The 14,656-nt window shown below is 67.4% G+C and carries 16 protein-coding genes; 11 read left to right on the forward strand and 5 right to left on the reverse strand.

Annotated features, from left to right (window positions below; translation table 11 throughout):
• The first annotated feature begins 62 nt into the window (after positions 1 to 62).
• The 4 genes from EPL03_RS15955 (at position 63) to EPL03_RS15970 (ending at position 3,706) form a co-directional block, all read left to right on the forward strand.
• A complete protein-coding gene (locus tag EPL03_RS15955) occupies positions 63 to 986 on the forward strand; it encodes a transporter substrate-binding domain-containing protein (protein ID WP_368277083.1) in 924 nt (307 codons plus the stop codon).
• A gap of 139 nt (positions 987 to 1,125) precedes the next feature.
• Positions 1,126 to 2,070, forward strand: coding sequence for a transporter substrate-binding domain-containing protein (locus tag EPL03_RS15960; RefSeq protein WP_135830323.1), 945 nt, complete (start codon positions 1,126 to 1,128; stop codon positions 2,068 to 2,070).
• A gap of 75 nt (positions 2,071 to 2,145) precedes the next feature.
• A complete protein-coding gene (locus EPL03_RS15965) occupies positions 2,146 to 2,976 on the forward strand; it encodes an amino acid ABC transporter permease (protein WP_135830324.1) in 831 nt (276 codons plus the stop codon).
• Complete coding sequence (locus tag EPL03_RS15970) at positions 2,969 to 3,706, forward strand: amino acid ABC transporter ATP-binding protein (protein ID WP_135830325.1); 738 nt, start codon at positions 2,969 to 2,971, stop codon at positions 3,704 to 3,706. The genes EPL03_RS15965 and EPL03_RS15970 overlap by 8 nt, the downstream gene beginning before the upstream one ends.
• Here the strand turns inward: EPL03_RS15970 and EPL03_RS15975 are convergent.
• Positions 3,690 to 4,418, reverse strand: coding sequence for a hypothetical protein (locus tag EPL03_RS15975; protein WP_135830326.1), 729 nt, complete (start codon positions 4,416 to 4,418; stop codon positions 3,690 to 3,692). The genes EPL03_RS15970 and EPL03_RS15975 overlap by 17 nt on opposite strands.
• Positions 4,419 to 4,491: 73 nt before the next feature.
• Positions 4,492 to 5,523 (reverse strand): helix-turn-helix transcriptional regulator, encoded by a 1,032-nt coding sequence (locus tag EPL03_RS15980; protein WP_135830327.1) that lies wholly within the window; start codon positions 5,521 to 5,523, stop codon positions 4,492 to 4,494.
• Between the two features lie 275 nt (positions 5,524 to 5,798).
• Between EPL03_RS15980 and EPL03_RS15985 the strand changes: the two genes are divergently transcribed.
• A complete protein-coding gene (locus EPL03_RS15985) occupies positions 5,799 to 6,074 on the forward strand; it encodes a HalOD1 output domain-containing protein (RefSeq protein ID WP_168216286.1) in 276 nt (91 codons plus the stop codon).
• A gap of 45 nt (positions 6,075 to 6,119) precedes the next feature.
• Here EPL03_RS15985 and EPL03_RS15990 read toward each other — a convergent pair whose 3' ends face one another.
• Positions 6,120 to 7,583 (reverse strand): replication factor C large subunit, encoded by a 1,464-nt coding sequence (locus EPL03_RS15990; protein ID WP_135830328.1) that lies wholly within the window; start codon positions 7,581 to 7,583, stop codon positions 6,120 to 6,122.
• A gap of 269 nt (positions 7,584 to 7,852) precedes the next feature.
• Here EPL03_RS15990 and EPL03_RS15995 point away from each other — a divergent pair, with 269 nt between their 5' ends.
• From EPL03_RS15995 to EPL03_RS16010, 4 genes are all read left to right on the forward strand, one after another.
• Positions 7,853 to 8,359: a hypothetical protein gene (locus EPL03_RS15995; protein WP_135830329.1), complete on the forward strand. Its 507-nt coding sequence runs from the start codon at positions 7,853 to 7,855 to the stop codon at positions 8,357 to 8,359.
• Positions 8,360 to 8,488: 129 nt separating this feature from the next.
• Entirely contained in the window at positions 8,489 to 9,256 is a 768-nt protein-coding gene (locus tag EPL03_RS16000) for a competence/damage-inducible protein A (RefSeq protein WP_135830330.1), read from the forward strand.
• Between the two features lie 74 nt (positions 9,257 to 9,330).
• Positions 9,331 to 9,930 carry a GNAT family N-acetyltransferase gene (locus tag EPL03_RS16005; RefSeq protein ID WP_135830331.1) on the forward strand — a complete coding sequence of 200 codons (600 nt, stop codon included), beginning with the start codon at positions 9,331 to 9,333 and terminating at the stop codon, positions 9,928 to 9,930.
• 27 nt (positions 9,931 to 9,957) lie between these two features.
• Positions 9,958 to 10,188: a DUF7385 family protein gene (locus EPL03_RS16010; protein ID WP_135830332.1), complete on the forward strand. Its 231-nt coding sequence runs from the start codon at positions 9,958 to 9,960 to the stop codon at positions 10,186 to 10,188.
• A gap of 379 nt (positions 10,189 to 10,567) precedes the next feature.
• On the opposite strand, the gene EPL03_RS16015 is transcribed toward EPL03_RS16010, so the two are convergent.
• A complete protein-coding gene (locus tag EPL03_RS16015) occupies positions 10,568 to 11,767 on the reverse strand; it encodes a metal-dependent hydrolase family protein (protein WP_135830333.1) in 1,200 nt (399 codons plus the stop codon).
• A gap of 133 nt (positions 11,768 to 11,900) precedes the next feature.
• On the opposite strand from EPL03_RS16015, the gene EPL03_RS16020 reads away from it, so the two are divergent.
• Both EPL03_RS16020 and EPL03_RS16025 read left to right on the forward strand, forming a co-directional pair.
• Positions 11,901 to 12,491: a transporter gene (locus EPL03_RS16020; RefSeq protein WP_135830334.1), complete on the forward strand. Its 591-nt coding sequence runs from the start codon at positions 11,901 to 11,903 to the stop codon at positions 12,489 to 12,491.
• Positions 12,492 to 12,648: 157 nt separating this feature from the next.
• Entirely contained in the window at positions 12,649 to 13,725 is a 1,077-nt protein-coding gene (locus EPL03_RS16025) for an ATP-binding protein (RefSeq protein ID WP_210425020.1), read from the forward strand.
• Positions 13,726 to 13,879: 154 nt separating this feature from the next.
• Here EPL03_RS16025 and EPL03_RS16030 read toward each other — a convergent pair whose 3' ends face one another.
• The gene (locus EPL03_RS16030) at positions 13,880 to 14,458 is read right to left on the reverse strand and encodes a GNAT family N-acetyltransferase (RefSeq protein ID WP_135830335.1); all 579 of its coding nucleotides are present in this window, start codon (positions 14,456 to 14,458) and stop codon (positions 13,880 to 13,882) included.
• Positions 14,459 to 14,656 lie beyond the last annotated feature (198 nt).

Raw genomic sequence — 14,656 nt, forward strand, 5'->3', positions numbered from 1 at the left:
ACGTTTCGACCAACGATTATGTGCCGCCGCGTGGACGTGTCCGTGGGGGAAATCAGATGCACATCGACAGGCGGTCGTTCGTCAGGGGGAGCGCCGGAATCGCAGGCACGGTCGCGCTCGGGGGTCTCGCGAGCGCGCAGGACGACGAAGTCATCAGAATCGGCTCGGACATCCCGTACAACCCGTTCGAGTACCGGACCGAGGACGGCACGCTGGTCGGATTCGACGTCGACGTCGCCGAGGCCGTCTTCGCCGGACAGATGGACCGGGAGTACGAGTTCGTCCAGACCGGGTTCGACACCATCATCCCGAGCCTGAACAACGGCAACTTCCGAATCATCATGTCGGCGATGACCATCAACGACGAGCGCGCCCAACAGGTCGACTTCTCGGAGCCGTACTTTCTGGCGTTCCAGACCGTCGCAGTGCTGGAGAGTGGCGACGTGAGTTCGCTCGACGACCTGCGGGGCCAGACCGTCGCGGTCCAGAAGGGAACCACGGGGGAAGCCGCGGCGGAGGAGCTCCAGTCGGAGTTCGACGGCGACCTCAGTATCGACAGCTACGACCAGATTCCGGGGGCGTTCAACGCCCTGCTCAACGGGCAGGCCGCCGCCGTCATCAACGACAACGCGGTCAACCTCCAGTACACCGACGAGCAGGACGAGGTCGTGATGCTGGAGGGCGAGGGCGAGGCCGCCGACGCGTTCGAGAGCGCGCCGGACTACCTCACGCTGACGGTCGAGGAGTACGGCATCGCGTTCCGGCAGGACGACGACGAGTTCCGCCAGCAGGTCGACGAGGCGCTGGCGGCCGTCATCGAGAGCGGCCGGTACGCGGAGATATACCGCGAGTACTTCCCGGGCGACCCGCCCCGGAGCATCCTCGAACGCGGCGGGGGAACCACCACGGAGACCGACGCGGGGACCGAGACCGATGGAGCCGACGAGACGGACGCGGGCGGCGCGACGACCACCGAATCCGCGTAGCCGGGCCCCGGCCGGTGTGGCTCGTCGGCCCCGGACGCGGGGGTTCACTTGCTCCCGGATAAATATGACTATCGTTACCGTATTTGTACGCAATAGGAAGGTGTAAACCTCCGGCGTGGTACGGACCAGTAACAGAGCCATGAACAGACGTACGTTCGTTACGAGCGGTGCGGGCGTCGGTGCGGGACTGTTACTCGCGGGTTGTACGGGCCAGTCCGGCGACGACGAGGGCGAATCGACCGAAACTACCGAGGAGAGCGGCTCGGACGAGACCACCGAGGAGACGACGACCGAGGCGTCCGAGGAGACGACGGCCGAGGCGTCCGAAGAGACGACCGCCGAGGACTCGGCCGACTACGAGGTCGAGGAACCGGTCGTCATCGGCTCGGACATCCCGTACAACCCGTTCGAGTACCGGACCGAGGACGGCACGCTGGTCGGGTTCGACGTCGACGTCGCCGAAGCCGTCTTTGCCGAGGAGATGGGTCTCGAATACGAGTTCGAGCAGACCGGGTTCGACACCATCATCCCGAGCCTGAACAACGGCAACTTCCGGCTCATCATGTCGGCGATGACCATCAACGACGAGCGCGCCCAACAGGTCGACTTCTCCGAGCCGTACTTCACGGCGTACCAGACCGTCGCGGTCCTCGAAAACGGCGACATCGAGAGCCTCGACGACTTGCAGGGCCAGACCGTCGCGGTCCAGAAGGGGACGACCGGCGAGGCCGCGACCGAGGAGCTCCAGTCGGAGTTCGACGGCGACCTCAGTATCGACAGCTACGACCAGATCAGCGGCGCGTTCAACGCCCTGCTCAACGGGCAGGCCGCCGCCGTCATCAACGACAACACGGTCAACGCCCAGTACGTCTCCGAGCGCGACAGCGTCGTCTTCCTCGAAGGCGAGGGCGAGGCCGCCGACCAGGGCGACGACGCCCCCGACTACCTGACGCTGACGGTCGAGGAGTACGGCATCGCGTTCCGGCAGGACGACGACGCGTTCAGGCAAGCGGTCGACGAGGCGCTGGCGGCCGTCCGCGAGAGCGGTCGCTACGACGAGATATACGCCGAGTACTTCGAGTAATCGGCTCGACCGACCGAGACCCCCGAACGAGCGATTTTTGGCAATCGCAGTTCCCTTGACAAACATCGGTTCGCTATGGCTGGAACCTACCCGGACGAAACGACCGTCGAACGCTCCACGAGTGATGGACTCGTCACCGACCGCCGGGTCAAGTGGTTCGGCGTCGGCGTCGCGGCCCTGTTCACCGCGGGCGTGTTCTTCCTGCTGTACTGGATACTGAGCGACTACGTCGACTACGACCTGCTGGCGTCGATATTCCCGCGATTCCTCGACGCCTACGTGCTGGTACTCAAAATCGTGATCGCGTCCAGCGTGCTCTCGCTGGTCGGCGGGGTGATGGTCGGGCTGGGCCGGGTCTCCCGGACGACGTTCACCCGGTCCATCGCGACGGGGTACGTCGAGTTCTTCCGGGGGACGCCCCTGCTGTTCCAGATATTCATCATCTATCTGGGCATCCCGGCGTTCTGGCCGCCCGGCCAGTTCCCCATCTCGAACTGGAACATCCCGACCGCCGTCATCGCGCTCTCGCTCAACCACGCCGCCTACGCGGGCGAGGCCATCAAGGGCGGCATCGGCGCGGTCCCGGACGGCCAGATGGAGGCCGCCCGGTCGCTGGGGATGTCGTACATCGACGCGATGCGCGAGGTCGTCATGCCCCAGGCCGCCCGGAACGCGCTGGCGGCGCTGGGCAACGACCAGGTCATCCTCGTGAAAGACACCTCGCTGTTGACCGTCATCGCGGTGCCCGAGATAATGAGCGTGTTCCGGAACGTCAACAGCAACCAGTTCGACGCGTGGACGCCCATCGTCCTCGTGGCGGTGGCGTACCTGGCCATCACGCTCCCGCTCGGGAAGCTGGTCCGGTACCTCGAAGGCCGGGCCGAGTGGGGTGAGACCGATGCGTGACGTGCCCGCCGTGGCGTTCGACGGCGTGGACAAGTACTTCGGCGAGACCCACGTCCTGAAGGACGTCGACCTCGCGGTCGAGGAGACCGAGGTCGTGGTCGTGATCGGACCGAGCGGCAGCGGGAAGTCGACGCTGTTGCGGTGTGCGAACCGGCTCGAAGAGATTCAGGGCGGCGAGGTCCGCATCCAGGGCCAGTCCATCACCGACCCCGACGTGGACGTCAACCGGCTCCGCCAGCGCATCGGGATGGTGTTCCAGAGCTTCAACCTGTTCCCGCACAAGACCACCCTGGAGAACGTCACCCTCGGCCCGACCAAGGTGCAGGGCGTGCCCGAGCGCGACAGCGTCGAAATCGGCGCGCGCCTCCTCGAGGACGTCGGGCTCCGGGAGCAGGCCGACTCGTACCCCAACCAGTTGTCGGGCGGCCAGCAACAGCGGGTCGCCATCGCTCGGGCGCTCGCGATGGACCCCGACGTGATGCTGTTCGACGAGGTGACCTCCGCGCTCGACCCCGAGCTCGTGGGCGAGGTGCTGTCGGTGATGCGCGAACTCGCCGAGGGCGGGATGACGATGCTGGTGGTGACCCACGAGATGGGGTTCGCCCGCGAGGTGGGCGACCGCATCGTGCTGATGTCCGACGGCGAGGTCGTCGAGACCGGCGAGCCGACCGCGTTCTTCGAGGACCCCGAAACCGACCGCGCCGAGGAGTTCCTCACCCGGGTCCACTGACCCGGCTCGCCGGCCCTTGGCCGGCCCGCGAGTCCTCGGTCGCCCCGTCCGCGTCGGCCGTCCGGTTCGACTCGTCGGTCTCGACGGCCATCCCGGTCAGCGCGCGCTCGTCGGTCAGCGTCTCGTTGACGACCTCTCGGCCGAGCTCGTCCTCGAACCGGTAGAGATCCCGGGCGCGCTCGGAGACGTTCCGCACGCGAGTCACGTTGACGTCGTGGCGCTCGCGCGCGACGACCGACAGGTTCCGGGCCGCCCGCGCGGTGCGGTTGGCTCGCAGTTCGACCGTGTGGGCTCGCACCACGAACGCCGACAGGGTCGCGCGGTACTCGCCGTCGCCCATCTCGCCGGCCGCCCGCGCGCCGGTGACGTTCGACTTGACTCCCTCGAGGACCCCGAGGTACGCCGCCAGCGTGTCGGTCTCCTCGGCGAGCACCCCGGCGCGCTCGCCCGGCGTCCCGGCGTCGGCGAGCCGGTCGGTGAGGGTGCGGTTCCAGAGCTCGCCCTCCACCGAGGCTCCCTGCGCGCCCACCGCGCCGGCCAACTGCTGGCCCGGCGGGGCGCTCGCGGAGCCGTTCGCGGTCGCGGAGTCGTTGCCGGGCGGGCCGTCGCCGGGCCATGGCGGCGGTGTCTGCTGGTCGGTCGTCGCGGTCGCGACGCCGGTCCCGGCGACCAGGGCGACCCCGACGACCACCAGTACGAAGGCGAGTCTCATCGCTCGTTACCACGCGCTCGGCGGACAACAAGCCGCCGTTACTCAATCCGGATTAACCCGGATTAAGGACGGTTCAGGACTCCTGACGCTCGCCGGGGAGCGCGAGTACGTTCTCCCTACCAAGCCGGAAGCTCTCTATCTCGCCCTGGTCGCGGAGGGCTCCCACGACCTGACTCGTCTTCGCCTCGGTCCACCCGAGTTCGTCGACCACGGCCTTCTGCTTGACCCGGCCGCCGCGACGTTCGAGCAGCCGCAGCACGCGCTCCTCGTTGCTCAGCAGGTCCTCGGGCGGCTCCGGCGGCTCGCCGTCGGTCCCGGCGCTCGCGCGGTCGTCCCGGCGGAGCCACCACCCGCCCGCGATTCCGACGCCGAGGACCGCGACGACGGCGAGTCCCACCCCGAGCGGTGCGTCGGCCCACGGGCGGTCGAGCGGGCCGCCGGTCGCGGGCGGCGCGAGGACGAGCCGGGGCTGGTCGGCGGGGAAGTCGGTCGGTCCCCGCCAGACGGCCGTCCGGGTGCGGCGCTCGTCCGGTTCCGGCCGGACCGTCGCGGCGTCGTATCCGTCGGGCCACGTCACGAGCAGTCGGGTCTTCTCGTCGAGGAACAGGCCCGAGAGGGCGTCGCCGACCCGCAACCGGCCGTCGTCGGTCCCGGCGAAGCCGGTCCACTCGAACGAGTAGACCACGACGCCGTACCGCTGTGGGAACTCCCGCACCTCGGCGCGGACGCCGAAGTTCCGGGCGGCCATCTCGCGCCCGGTCGCGCGCTCGGCGCTCCGGACGGTCCCGGTCATCCGGTCGACGAACTGCCGGCTGTACGTCGTCGAGTTGTTCGCCACGTCCGCCCTGTAGCTCCGGAACGCCGCGGCCGTGTCCGAATCGTCGAGTCGGGTCCGGTAGGTCACGTTCCACGCGGCCGACCCGTTCTCGCGGACCTGCACGTCCATGACCACGGTGTCGGGCGTCACGCCGTGGAATTCGGTCTGGGTCGCCGCGCCGGCCGAGGTCGCGCTGTCGGTCGACGTCGCCACACCGGAGAGCGACCCCGCGACGGCCGAGACGCACAGTACCGCGACGAGCAGGACGGCGGACGGTCGCGTCCCCATTCGTGGACTCGTGCGACGCGGAGCGAAAAAGGGATTGCGCCGTTTCAGCAGGTCGCGTCACCAGTCGAACCGTTCCACGCGCCGTTTCTCCGGGTTAGGTCGACCCTACCGCACGTATCGACGGGTTACGTCGCTGAAGTCGGCTTAACTCGGCCCCAACCCGCTCTCAGGCCCCGCAATCGCGTTTCAGGGTTTGGGGGGTTGAAGCACCTGTCCGCCCTTGCGAGAAGTGGCGAGACACCATGTCGAAGACCGAACCGCACACGGCTGACGCGATGGAGTACGATTCCGAGACACCCCTGCGCGTGCAGGCCGACTGGTCGGGCAGCGAGACGCTCGACTCGGCGGTCACCAGCGCCATCTCGCGGGCGACCGACGCCTCCGTCACCGAACTCGCGCCCCTCTACGAGTACATGGACCCCGACGCGCTCCACGAGTTCGTCGCGTCGATGCGCGACCGCGACACCGAGACGTCCGTCACGTTCCGGTACGAGGGCCACGACGTGACCGTCCGGGGCGACGGCGAGATTCTGGTGTGGCCGCCCCGGTAGGAGGGCCGTCCCCGCCGACGCGACCGGACGGTCGGGGGCGCGACGCTACGCGAAGTCGGTCAATCCCGACTGCGCGTCGTCGCCCGAATCGCCGTCGTCGCCCGCGCCGTCGTCGCCCTCCCCACTCTCGACGCCGTCGGTCCCGCCGCCGTCGTCGGACGCGCCGGCGTCGGACTCGTCGCGAGTCGCCCCTTCGAACGCGCTCCCGGAGTGTTCGACGGCCGCTTCCTCCCGGAGGTCCTCGGCCTCCTCGACGATGCCCTGGACCTTGTTCGTGTCCTCGCCCGAACCCGTGACGAACGAGACGTGTTCGGCGTCGAGGTCGTACTTGGCGGTCATCGCGACCGTCAGGTCGCGGTTCTTGCAGTGGTGGGTCATCGCCGACAGGAACGGGAGCATCTCCCGGCGGGCGGTCGACATGCTCACGCCGTCGGCCTCCGCGATGGCCCGGGCCACGTAGTCGCGCTTGTTCCGATTGGCGCGCGAACTCCCGAGTTTCCGCCAGTAGCTCGGCGGGCCGTACCGGGTCCAGCCGCCCTTCTCGCCCTCGCGGGCCGCCGCGACGCCGGCCGCGACGTTGTCGCCGGCGTACCGCCAGTAGGAGTAGTCCTGCGTGGCTCGCACGCGGCCGAGCCACCTGTCGGCGTTCGCGAGGAACTCGTAGGCGGTCGCGAGTTCCGACCCCTCGTAGTCCTTGGGCACGTTGTCCTCGACCCAGTTGAGTAGGTCGTCGGGCGTCTCGTCGACGTCGTAGGACTCTTCGAGCGCGCTCCGGGCGTCCATCTCCTTGAACACCGCGTCGAGGAAGTCGAAGACGCCGCTGGTCCGGTCGCGCTCGCCCGTGACCTCCACGTCGGCGGCGGTGAGTCGCTCGCTCGTCTCCGCGATGGCCTGCAGGTCGTTGACCGCCGACCGGAGGTCGCCGCCGTTCTTCTCGGCGATGGCCTGCAAGGCGTCGTCCTCGTACTCGATGCCCTCCTGCTTGCAGATGTGGCGGATTGCGGGCACGATGGAGCGGGCCGACACGTCCCGGAACTCGATCTCCCGGCAGGCGTTCCGGAGGGTGTTCGACATGTCGTAGAACTCGTTGGCGATGAGCACCATCGGCTGGCCGGCGTCCTTGACGACCTCGGTGATGGCCCGCGACCCGCCCCGGTCGACGTTGCCGTGGAGGTTGTCGGCCTCGTCCATGATGACGAGCCTGCGGCCGACCTCGCCTTGCTTTTGCTGGGTCAGCGTCCCGCTCTTGGCGGCCTCGCCCGCGACGCGGTCGACCACGTCCGCGGTCCGGGTGTCGCTGGCGTTCAACTCGATGGTCGGCCACCCCATGTCGCTGGCGAGCGCGTGGGCGGCGGAGGTCTTGCCCACGCCGGGACTGCCGTGGAGGATGGCGGCCTCCCGGTGGTCGTCCCACGTCTCGGCCCACTCCTGTAGCGCGTCGCGGGCCTTGTTGTTCCCGCGCAGTTCGGAGAGCGAGGTGGGCCGATACTTCTCGGTCCAGTCGGTCATTGGGCGTGGGTAGGTGCGAGCCGCGTTTAGTGGTTGCGGAGAGCGCGCTTCGGAGGACGGGGGTCGACGCGACATCGGAACGGTGACGGCCCAGTTTAGTCCCGGCGATTGAACACCCGCGCAAACGCGACGACGAACTCCGGCCCGTGGGACGGTTCGCTCTCGGCCGTTCCGCTCTCTGGCCGGCCGACTCTTCCCCTCCAACGGCAAGAAGGGTACGCCGGCACTTTTCAGTCAGTTTTATATCATGTGGGGGCGAACGCGATAACATGGCGGTAGAGGCACTCGAACGGTGGGTGGGCACCGCCGGCCCCGAGCCGGAACCGCGGCTACACCACCGGTTTCTCGAACCACCTTACGGCTATGTACTCGGAATCAGTATCTGGCCACTCTTTCTGTTGAGCCTGTCCGCGTGGGCCGTACTGTTGCAGGCTGACCTCCCCTCGGTCGCGGTTACCGTCGGAAGTCTCGTCGTCGTTGGCGGCTCCCTGTTGGCGATTCTGAGTTCGGCACTCGTACTGAGTATAACAGCGTGGAACACCCCGTACGAGCGCCTCCGTCGACAGTTCGTCCCCTTGGTCCTCTCTCTCGGTCTCGCTGTACTGCTGTTCGGTGCGTATCTCACTTGGCCGACGTTCCCCTACGGGGACGAGTTAGGGGTAAGTATCTTCGTCGCACACGAATTATCGAAGGTCGTCTTTGTTGGGCCGGCGATCGGATTCTCGTTCGCGCTCTTTCCGCTGATGATATTCGCTTCCCGGTATCGCCTCGAATGAAAACCGTTCCATCGTACCCTTCCCGCGTCGTAGTTTGAGAGGAGTCCGAACTCGGGGTCCTCGTCGGTGGTCACGATGCGCACGGACTCCGCCGACACGGCTAAGTCCGCCACGACCCACTCGCCGACCATGAACGTGGCAGTGCTGTCGGTGGGCGACGAGATTCTGGCGGGCGACACCGTCAACACCAACGCGTCGTGGCTGGCCGACCGCATCGACGAGCGGGGCGGCCGCGTCCGGCGCATCCTCACGGTGCCCGACGACCGGGAAGTAATCGCCGAAACCGTCCGGAAGTGGTCGGAAACCTTCGACGCCGTACTCGTCACGGGCGGCATCGGCGGGACGCCCGACGACGTGACGATGGAGGCGGTCGCGGACGGCCTCGACCGGGCGTTCGCGGTCGACCCCGACCAGCGCGAGCGACTCGAAGCGGAGGCCCGACAGTTCCGCGAGGACAACCCCGAGATGGTCGACGAGTACGACCTGCGGATGGACCTCGACCTCGCGGCGTCGCTGCCCGAGGGCGGACGCGCCCTGACGACCGACGTCGGGTGGGCACCGGGCTGTGCGGTCGAGAACGTCTACGTCCTGCCGGGCATCCCGCGCGAGATGAAGGCGACCTTCGAGTTGGTCGCCGACGACTTCGGCGGCGACGTGGTGTCCGAGACGCTCTACACGGCGGAGCCCGAGGGCGCGCTCGGCGACCGACTCGACGAGGTCCGCGAGCGATTCGACGCGGCGGTCGGGAGCTACCCCGGCGTCGACGAGACGCCCGGCCGATTGAAGGTCACCGGCACCGACGCCGAGGCGGTCGGGGCCGCGACCGACTGGCTCCGCGAGCGCGTCGAGACGACCGACTCGCCGGGAGGCGACCCGGAGCGCGAGTCCGACGAGTGACGGCCGGTCCCGACCCTGCCACCGAGTCCCACTCCCGGCCAACACTTTTCTCGCGGGGCTCCGAGGCGTTCCCCATGTTCCCGGACCGAATCGAGACCGAGCGGCTGGTCCTCGAAGCGTTCACGCCGGAGAACGTGGACGCCCTGGAGGTCTATCAGCACACCTCTCAGCGCAACCCCGACGTCGAGGAGATAACCGACTACCTCTCGTGGGTGCCACATCGGACGCCCAAGGAGACCCTCGATTTCCTGCGCTCGCAGGCCGAGGCCCGGCGCGAGGGCGAGGACGCGACGTACGTGATTCGACCCAAGCGAGGCGAACCGGAGGCGGGCGAGTTCGCCGGCATGACCGGCATGCATCCCGACTGGGAGCGCCGGACCGCCACCTTCGGGATGTGGCTCCGCAAGCCGTTCTGGGGTCGCGGGTACTCGGGCGAGCGCGCGGCGGCCCTCGCGGAAGTCGCCTTCGAACGCCTCGACCTCGAACTCGTCGCCGTGGACCACCACGCGGGCAACGAGAAGTCCCGCCGGGCCATCGAGAAGTACGTCGAGCGGCTCGGCGGCCGACACGAGGGGCTGCTCAGGAACGGCGGGACCGACGGCGACGGTCCAGTCGACGTCCATCGGTACACCGTCACCCGCGAGGAGTGGACCGAAGCGACGAAGGACGAGTGAGCGAAACCCGAGCTACGACCATCGGCTATGACCGAACAACGCTTCGACGTCCACGACCACCGACACGCCCTGAAGCTCCGGAAGGACGCGGGCGACACCGAACTGTGGGAGAACCGCGAGGGACTCGATTGTCCGGCCTGCGAGGAGCCGTTCGACGAACTGCTGATATCCGAGAAGCGTCACAACAGCTTCAACCCGCCGGGCGGCCGGTTCTGCGTCGTCCGGGAGTCCGACCGGATACTGGTGTTCACGCACTGAACGTCTCCGCTGTCCGAATCCTCGCACTCGCGCAGTTCGCACTGGAGTCGTCTGCTCGAACGCCCTCGACGCACTCTGCGACAGCGCTGGAACCGCAATCACAGCCTCGAAAGCCCTCGACGCGCTCGCGGCCGCTCCGCAGGATATTCGCGGCTCTCCGCAACGCCCGCCGCGAATAGTCGCCTGCGGAGACGACCACGGACCTTCGGCCCGCGAGCGCGCCTCGCCCTTTCAGTCCACCAGGACCGCAGATGTGGCACCGAGCGCTACTGGCCGCTGTGGCACCGAGCGCTACTGGCGGCTGTTCCACCGGCCGGAACGGGCAGTCGGTCGCGGTCGACCGACGACAGAAGCGCGGTGAACCGCGCGTCCCCGACGGTCACTCGCCGCGCTCGCCGACGCCGCCCGGACCGAACTCGTCGCCGGCGACGACCTCGCCGCCCTTGACCACGGTCCGGGGGTCGCCGAGCGCCGCCACGTCGTCGAGCGGGTCCTCGTCCAGCACGAGGAAGTCGGCGTGGCTTCCGGGTTCGAGCGTGCCGGCGTCGGCCAGACCGATTACCTCGGCCGACCGGCCGGTCATCGCCACGATGGCGTCCATCGGGGCCATCGCGTACTCGGCCATGAACGACACCTCGGTCGCGTTCGCGCCGTGGTAGTTGAACGGCGTGCCGGCGTCGGTGCCGCCCGCGACGTCGACGCCGGCCTCGACCGCGCGCCGGAACGACTCGATGTGGCGCTCGTACACGTCGTCGGTCTTCCGGAGGCTCTCGTCGGTGGCGTGGTCGGCGTTGGCCACGATGTTGTACGGGGCCGAGAGCGTCGGCACCAGCGTCACGTCCTCGGCGACCAGCAGGTCGACGGTCGCCTCGTCGAGGAAGGTCCCGTGTTCGACGGTGTCGACGCCCGCTCGGATGGCGGCGCGCGCGCCCCTCGCGCCGTGGGCGTGGGTCGCGACGTGGACGCCCCGCCGGTGGGCCTCGTCGACGAGTGCGTCCATCTCGGCGTCGGTGAACGCCGGCGCGTCGGGGTCGGTACCGGGCGTGGTCACCCCGCCGGTCGCCATGAACTTGATGAACTGCGCGCCCCGCTTGACCTGCTCGCGGACCGCCTTCCGGCACTCGGTCGGGCCGTCGACCTCGCGGCCGAGGTGGTGGCCGTGCCCGCCGGTGATGGTGATAGACCGGCAGTTGGCGACGGTTCGGGGGCCCGCGATGTCCCCGCGCTCGATGCGGTCCCGGACCAGCACGTCGAGGTCGCGCGCCCCCATCGCGCGGACGCCGGTCACGCCGGCTTCGAGGGTCGTCCGGGCGTTCCGGGCCTCGACAAGGGCGAGTTCCGCGTCGCTCATCGACGCCACCTCGTCGACGCTGGCCTCGCCCGACAGCGAGAAGTGGACGTGGGCGTCGACCAGTCCGGGGACGACCGTCTTGCCACCGAGGTCGTAGGCCGGTTCGTCCCCGCGCGGGTCGGCGTCGCCGACGGCGTCGACCCGGCCCGACTCGGGGTCGAACTGGAGCGTGGCGTCCTCGAACCGCTCGCCGGTGCCGTCGAGAACCTGCGCGTCTCGAAGAATCATTTGCAGGAGGTTCCCGTTCGTCGCTCTTGAATCCCCGGGCGGCGGTAAGCCACGGCGGGAATCGTCGGCCAACAGACCGAGTCGGCGACGGTGAGCCACAAGATACTCGTCCCGTCGGTGGCGCGTCGAACACATGACTACGACTGAAAGCGCCTCGGTCGCGCGCCGACGGCTCGTGACGCGGGGCGTACTCGGTCGCGGCGTCGTCTCGGGCGTCCTCGCGTGGCTGGCCGGCTATCTCGTCGCGTACGTCGCGCGGGCCGACGCGGTCGCCGAGACGCTCCGGAGCGTGGGTTTCGTCTCGGAACTGCTCGGCGGGACGGCGGTCCCGACGTGGAAGGGCGTGGCGTGGCTGTTCGGGAACGCTCACTTCGTGGACGTTCGATTTCCCACGCCATTCGGCGGAACGCAGGCCGTCAACGTCCTGACCGGCGACGGGACGGCCGCCCTGCTGGTCGTTCCCGCGCTCGTCCTCGCGGTCGCCGGGGCGCTCGCGGCGGTCGCGCGCGCTGGCGACCTCGTCGAGCGTGCCACGGCCGGTGCCGCCGTCGCGCTGGGCTACCTCCCGGTGTGGGTCCTCACGGTCGCGCTCGGGACGCACGCGCTTGGCGACACCGAGGCCGCAATCGCGCTCGACCCCGTGACCGGGATTCTGGTCGCGGGCGTGGTCTACCCCGTCGTCTTCGGCGCGCTCGGCGGCGCGGTGACCACGAAATTGGTGTAGTCGTCAGCGTTTTCGGTCGATAGCGAAGATTCGTGTTCAGAATCGAACATGAAGCAGCTGTTGAGTACAGGTGAAATATCTATCAATAGAGTACGACCGAATCATTGCCAGAACTGACCTTCAGAACTTCTATAAAGGACGAACGGAACAGTGTGATATGACTAGGCAAAGAATATCTAAACTATCACCTTCTCTTATTATGGGAATCGGTGCGGTGCTGTTTCTCTTCGCAGTGGGTCACCACGCCCGCGAATTCGTTCTCCTGACCAATGTGGTCGGGCCGGCGATAGCGTTCTTGCTGGATGGGCTGCTCGCGCTTGGAGTTATCTATGGTGGTTACTGGCTTTTCCGGACTGAATCTTCACCCGAGAATCGCCGACGCATCGTTGGCTGGTCAATCGGAGGCAGCCTCGTGTTTCTAGTCGTTTTCGGAGCGACGTTCCTCGTCCGAACTATCGAGGGACGGTCCCTCACCGAGCCAGCCTTCCCGCTCCTTATCTCGGTAGAGGTCGGGATGATAGCCGGGCTGTTGGTCGGTTACTATAGTACTCAGGCACGAGAAGACGCACGTGAAGCTCGAACAGTCAGGGACGCGCTCGCGTTCGTCAACGACATCATTCGCCACGACCTTCGCAACGATCTCAACGTGATAGAGGGGTATGCGGAACTCATCGAGGGGGAAGAACGAGGCGAGAACGGTGAACCGGCTGGTGTAGAACCTGCGATAATAGCTGAGAAGGCAAACGAAGCACTCTCACGAATTGAATCAACGGACGCGATCACGGATACCCTGGTTGGTGAGCCACAGCTGGAACCCACTGATCTCGTATCTATAACTGCCGAATTAGCGGGTCGAACTGAAGCAACGTATGACGTTACCGTGGCGACTGATTTCCCGAATCAAGCGCTGGTGCCTGCGAACGCTGGCCTCCGATCGGTCGTAGACAACCTGCTTGAGAATGCCGTCGAACACAACGACGCTGAAGACGCTCGGATCGAAGTCGCTGTGGAAACGGATGGAGACACCGTCAGAATGTTCCTAAGCGATAACGGTCCGGGCATTCCCAAGGACCAAAAGGAGATGCTGTTCGAGGCGGATGAAACCGAGAAGCATGGTGGTGGCGGGCTCACTCTCGTCCAGACGCTAGTTGAGGGGTATGACGGAAGCATTCGACTCGAAGATAACGAATCCCGAGGTTCCACGTTCGTAGTGGAACTCCCACGAATTGACTAATACTCGCAGACGACCGCTGTTCAGTTAGCATGAGTTCTGTAATATTGCTCTTCAAACTGTGAAGACCGGTCTAGGACTCGCAGCGGTCAATTCGCACGACAAACGTACCGAATCCAGCGATTCCGTCCGGGCTCGTTCCGGACCGACTCTTCGCCTACTCCCCGTCCAACTCCCGAGCGACCATCTCGGCCCACTGCTCGAAGCCGTGGCGGTCGTAGAACGCCTGCGCGCGGTCGTTCTCCTGGTCCACGTCGAGGACCAGTCGGTCCATCGGGAGGTCCTGGTCCTCGGCGAGCGCGACCACGGCGGCCATCAGGTCGTCGGCGACGCCGGTTCCGCGATACTCGGGCCGGAGATACAGTTCGTTCAACACTGCGGCGTCCCATATCATCGAGAGCTGTTGGGGCAGGACGAAGGCGTAGCCCGCCAGCGCCGGGTCGTCGGTCGCCGCGTCGCCGGGCTCACCGTCGGCAGTCTCGGCGTCGGCCTCGACTACGGTCACGCATCGACGCTCGTGTTTCGTACACCACAACACCCAGTCGAGGTATCGCTCGGCGTACTCGTCGGTGAGTTTGGCCTCGTACTTGGCCGGCTTGTCCTCGCCGCCGGTGTCGGTCGCCAGCCCCATCTCGAACGCGCGCTTGAGCGCCCGGAGGTCGTCGGCGTCGCGGTCGGGGTCGTACGGTCGGACGCGCGGGCTCCCGGCTCCGTCGTCGGTCGAGTCTTCGGTCACGCTCGCCGGTTCGCAGGCGACGGTGTTAGCGGTTGCGTACTGCGTCGGCCGCGGTCGAAACGATTTTCAGGCAATCGATACTCGGGGATTCGACGCTCGGGGTTCGACACGCAGGATTCGACGATTCGCCGCTCGGTGCTTCATTCCACGTCCGGCGCGCGCGTCGGCGCGACCACGTGCGGGTCGCGCCGAAGCGCG

Source organism: Halorussus halobius, assembly GCF_004765805.1.
Taxonomy (GTDB): Archaea; Halobacteriota; Halobacteria; order Halobacteriales; family Haladaptataceae; genus Halorussus; species Halorussus halobius.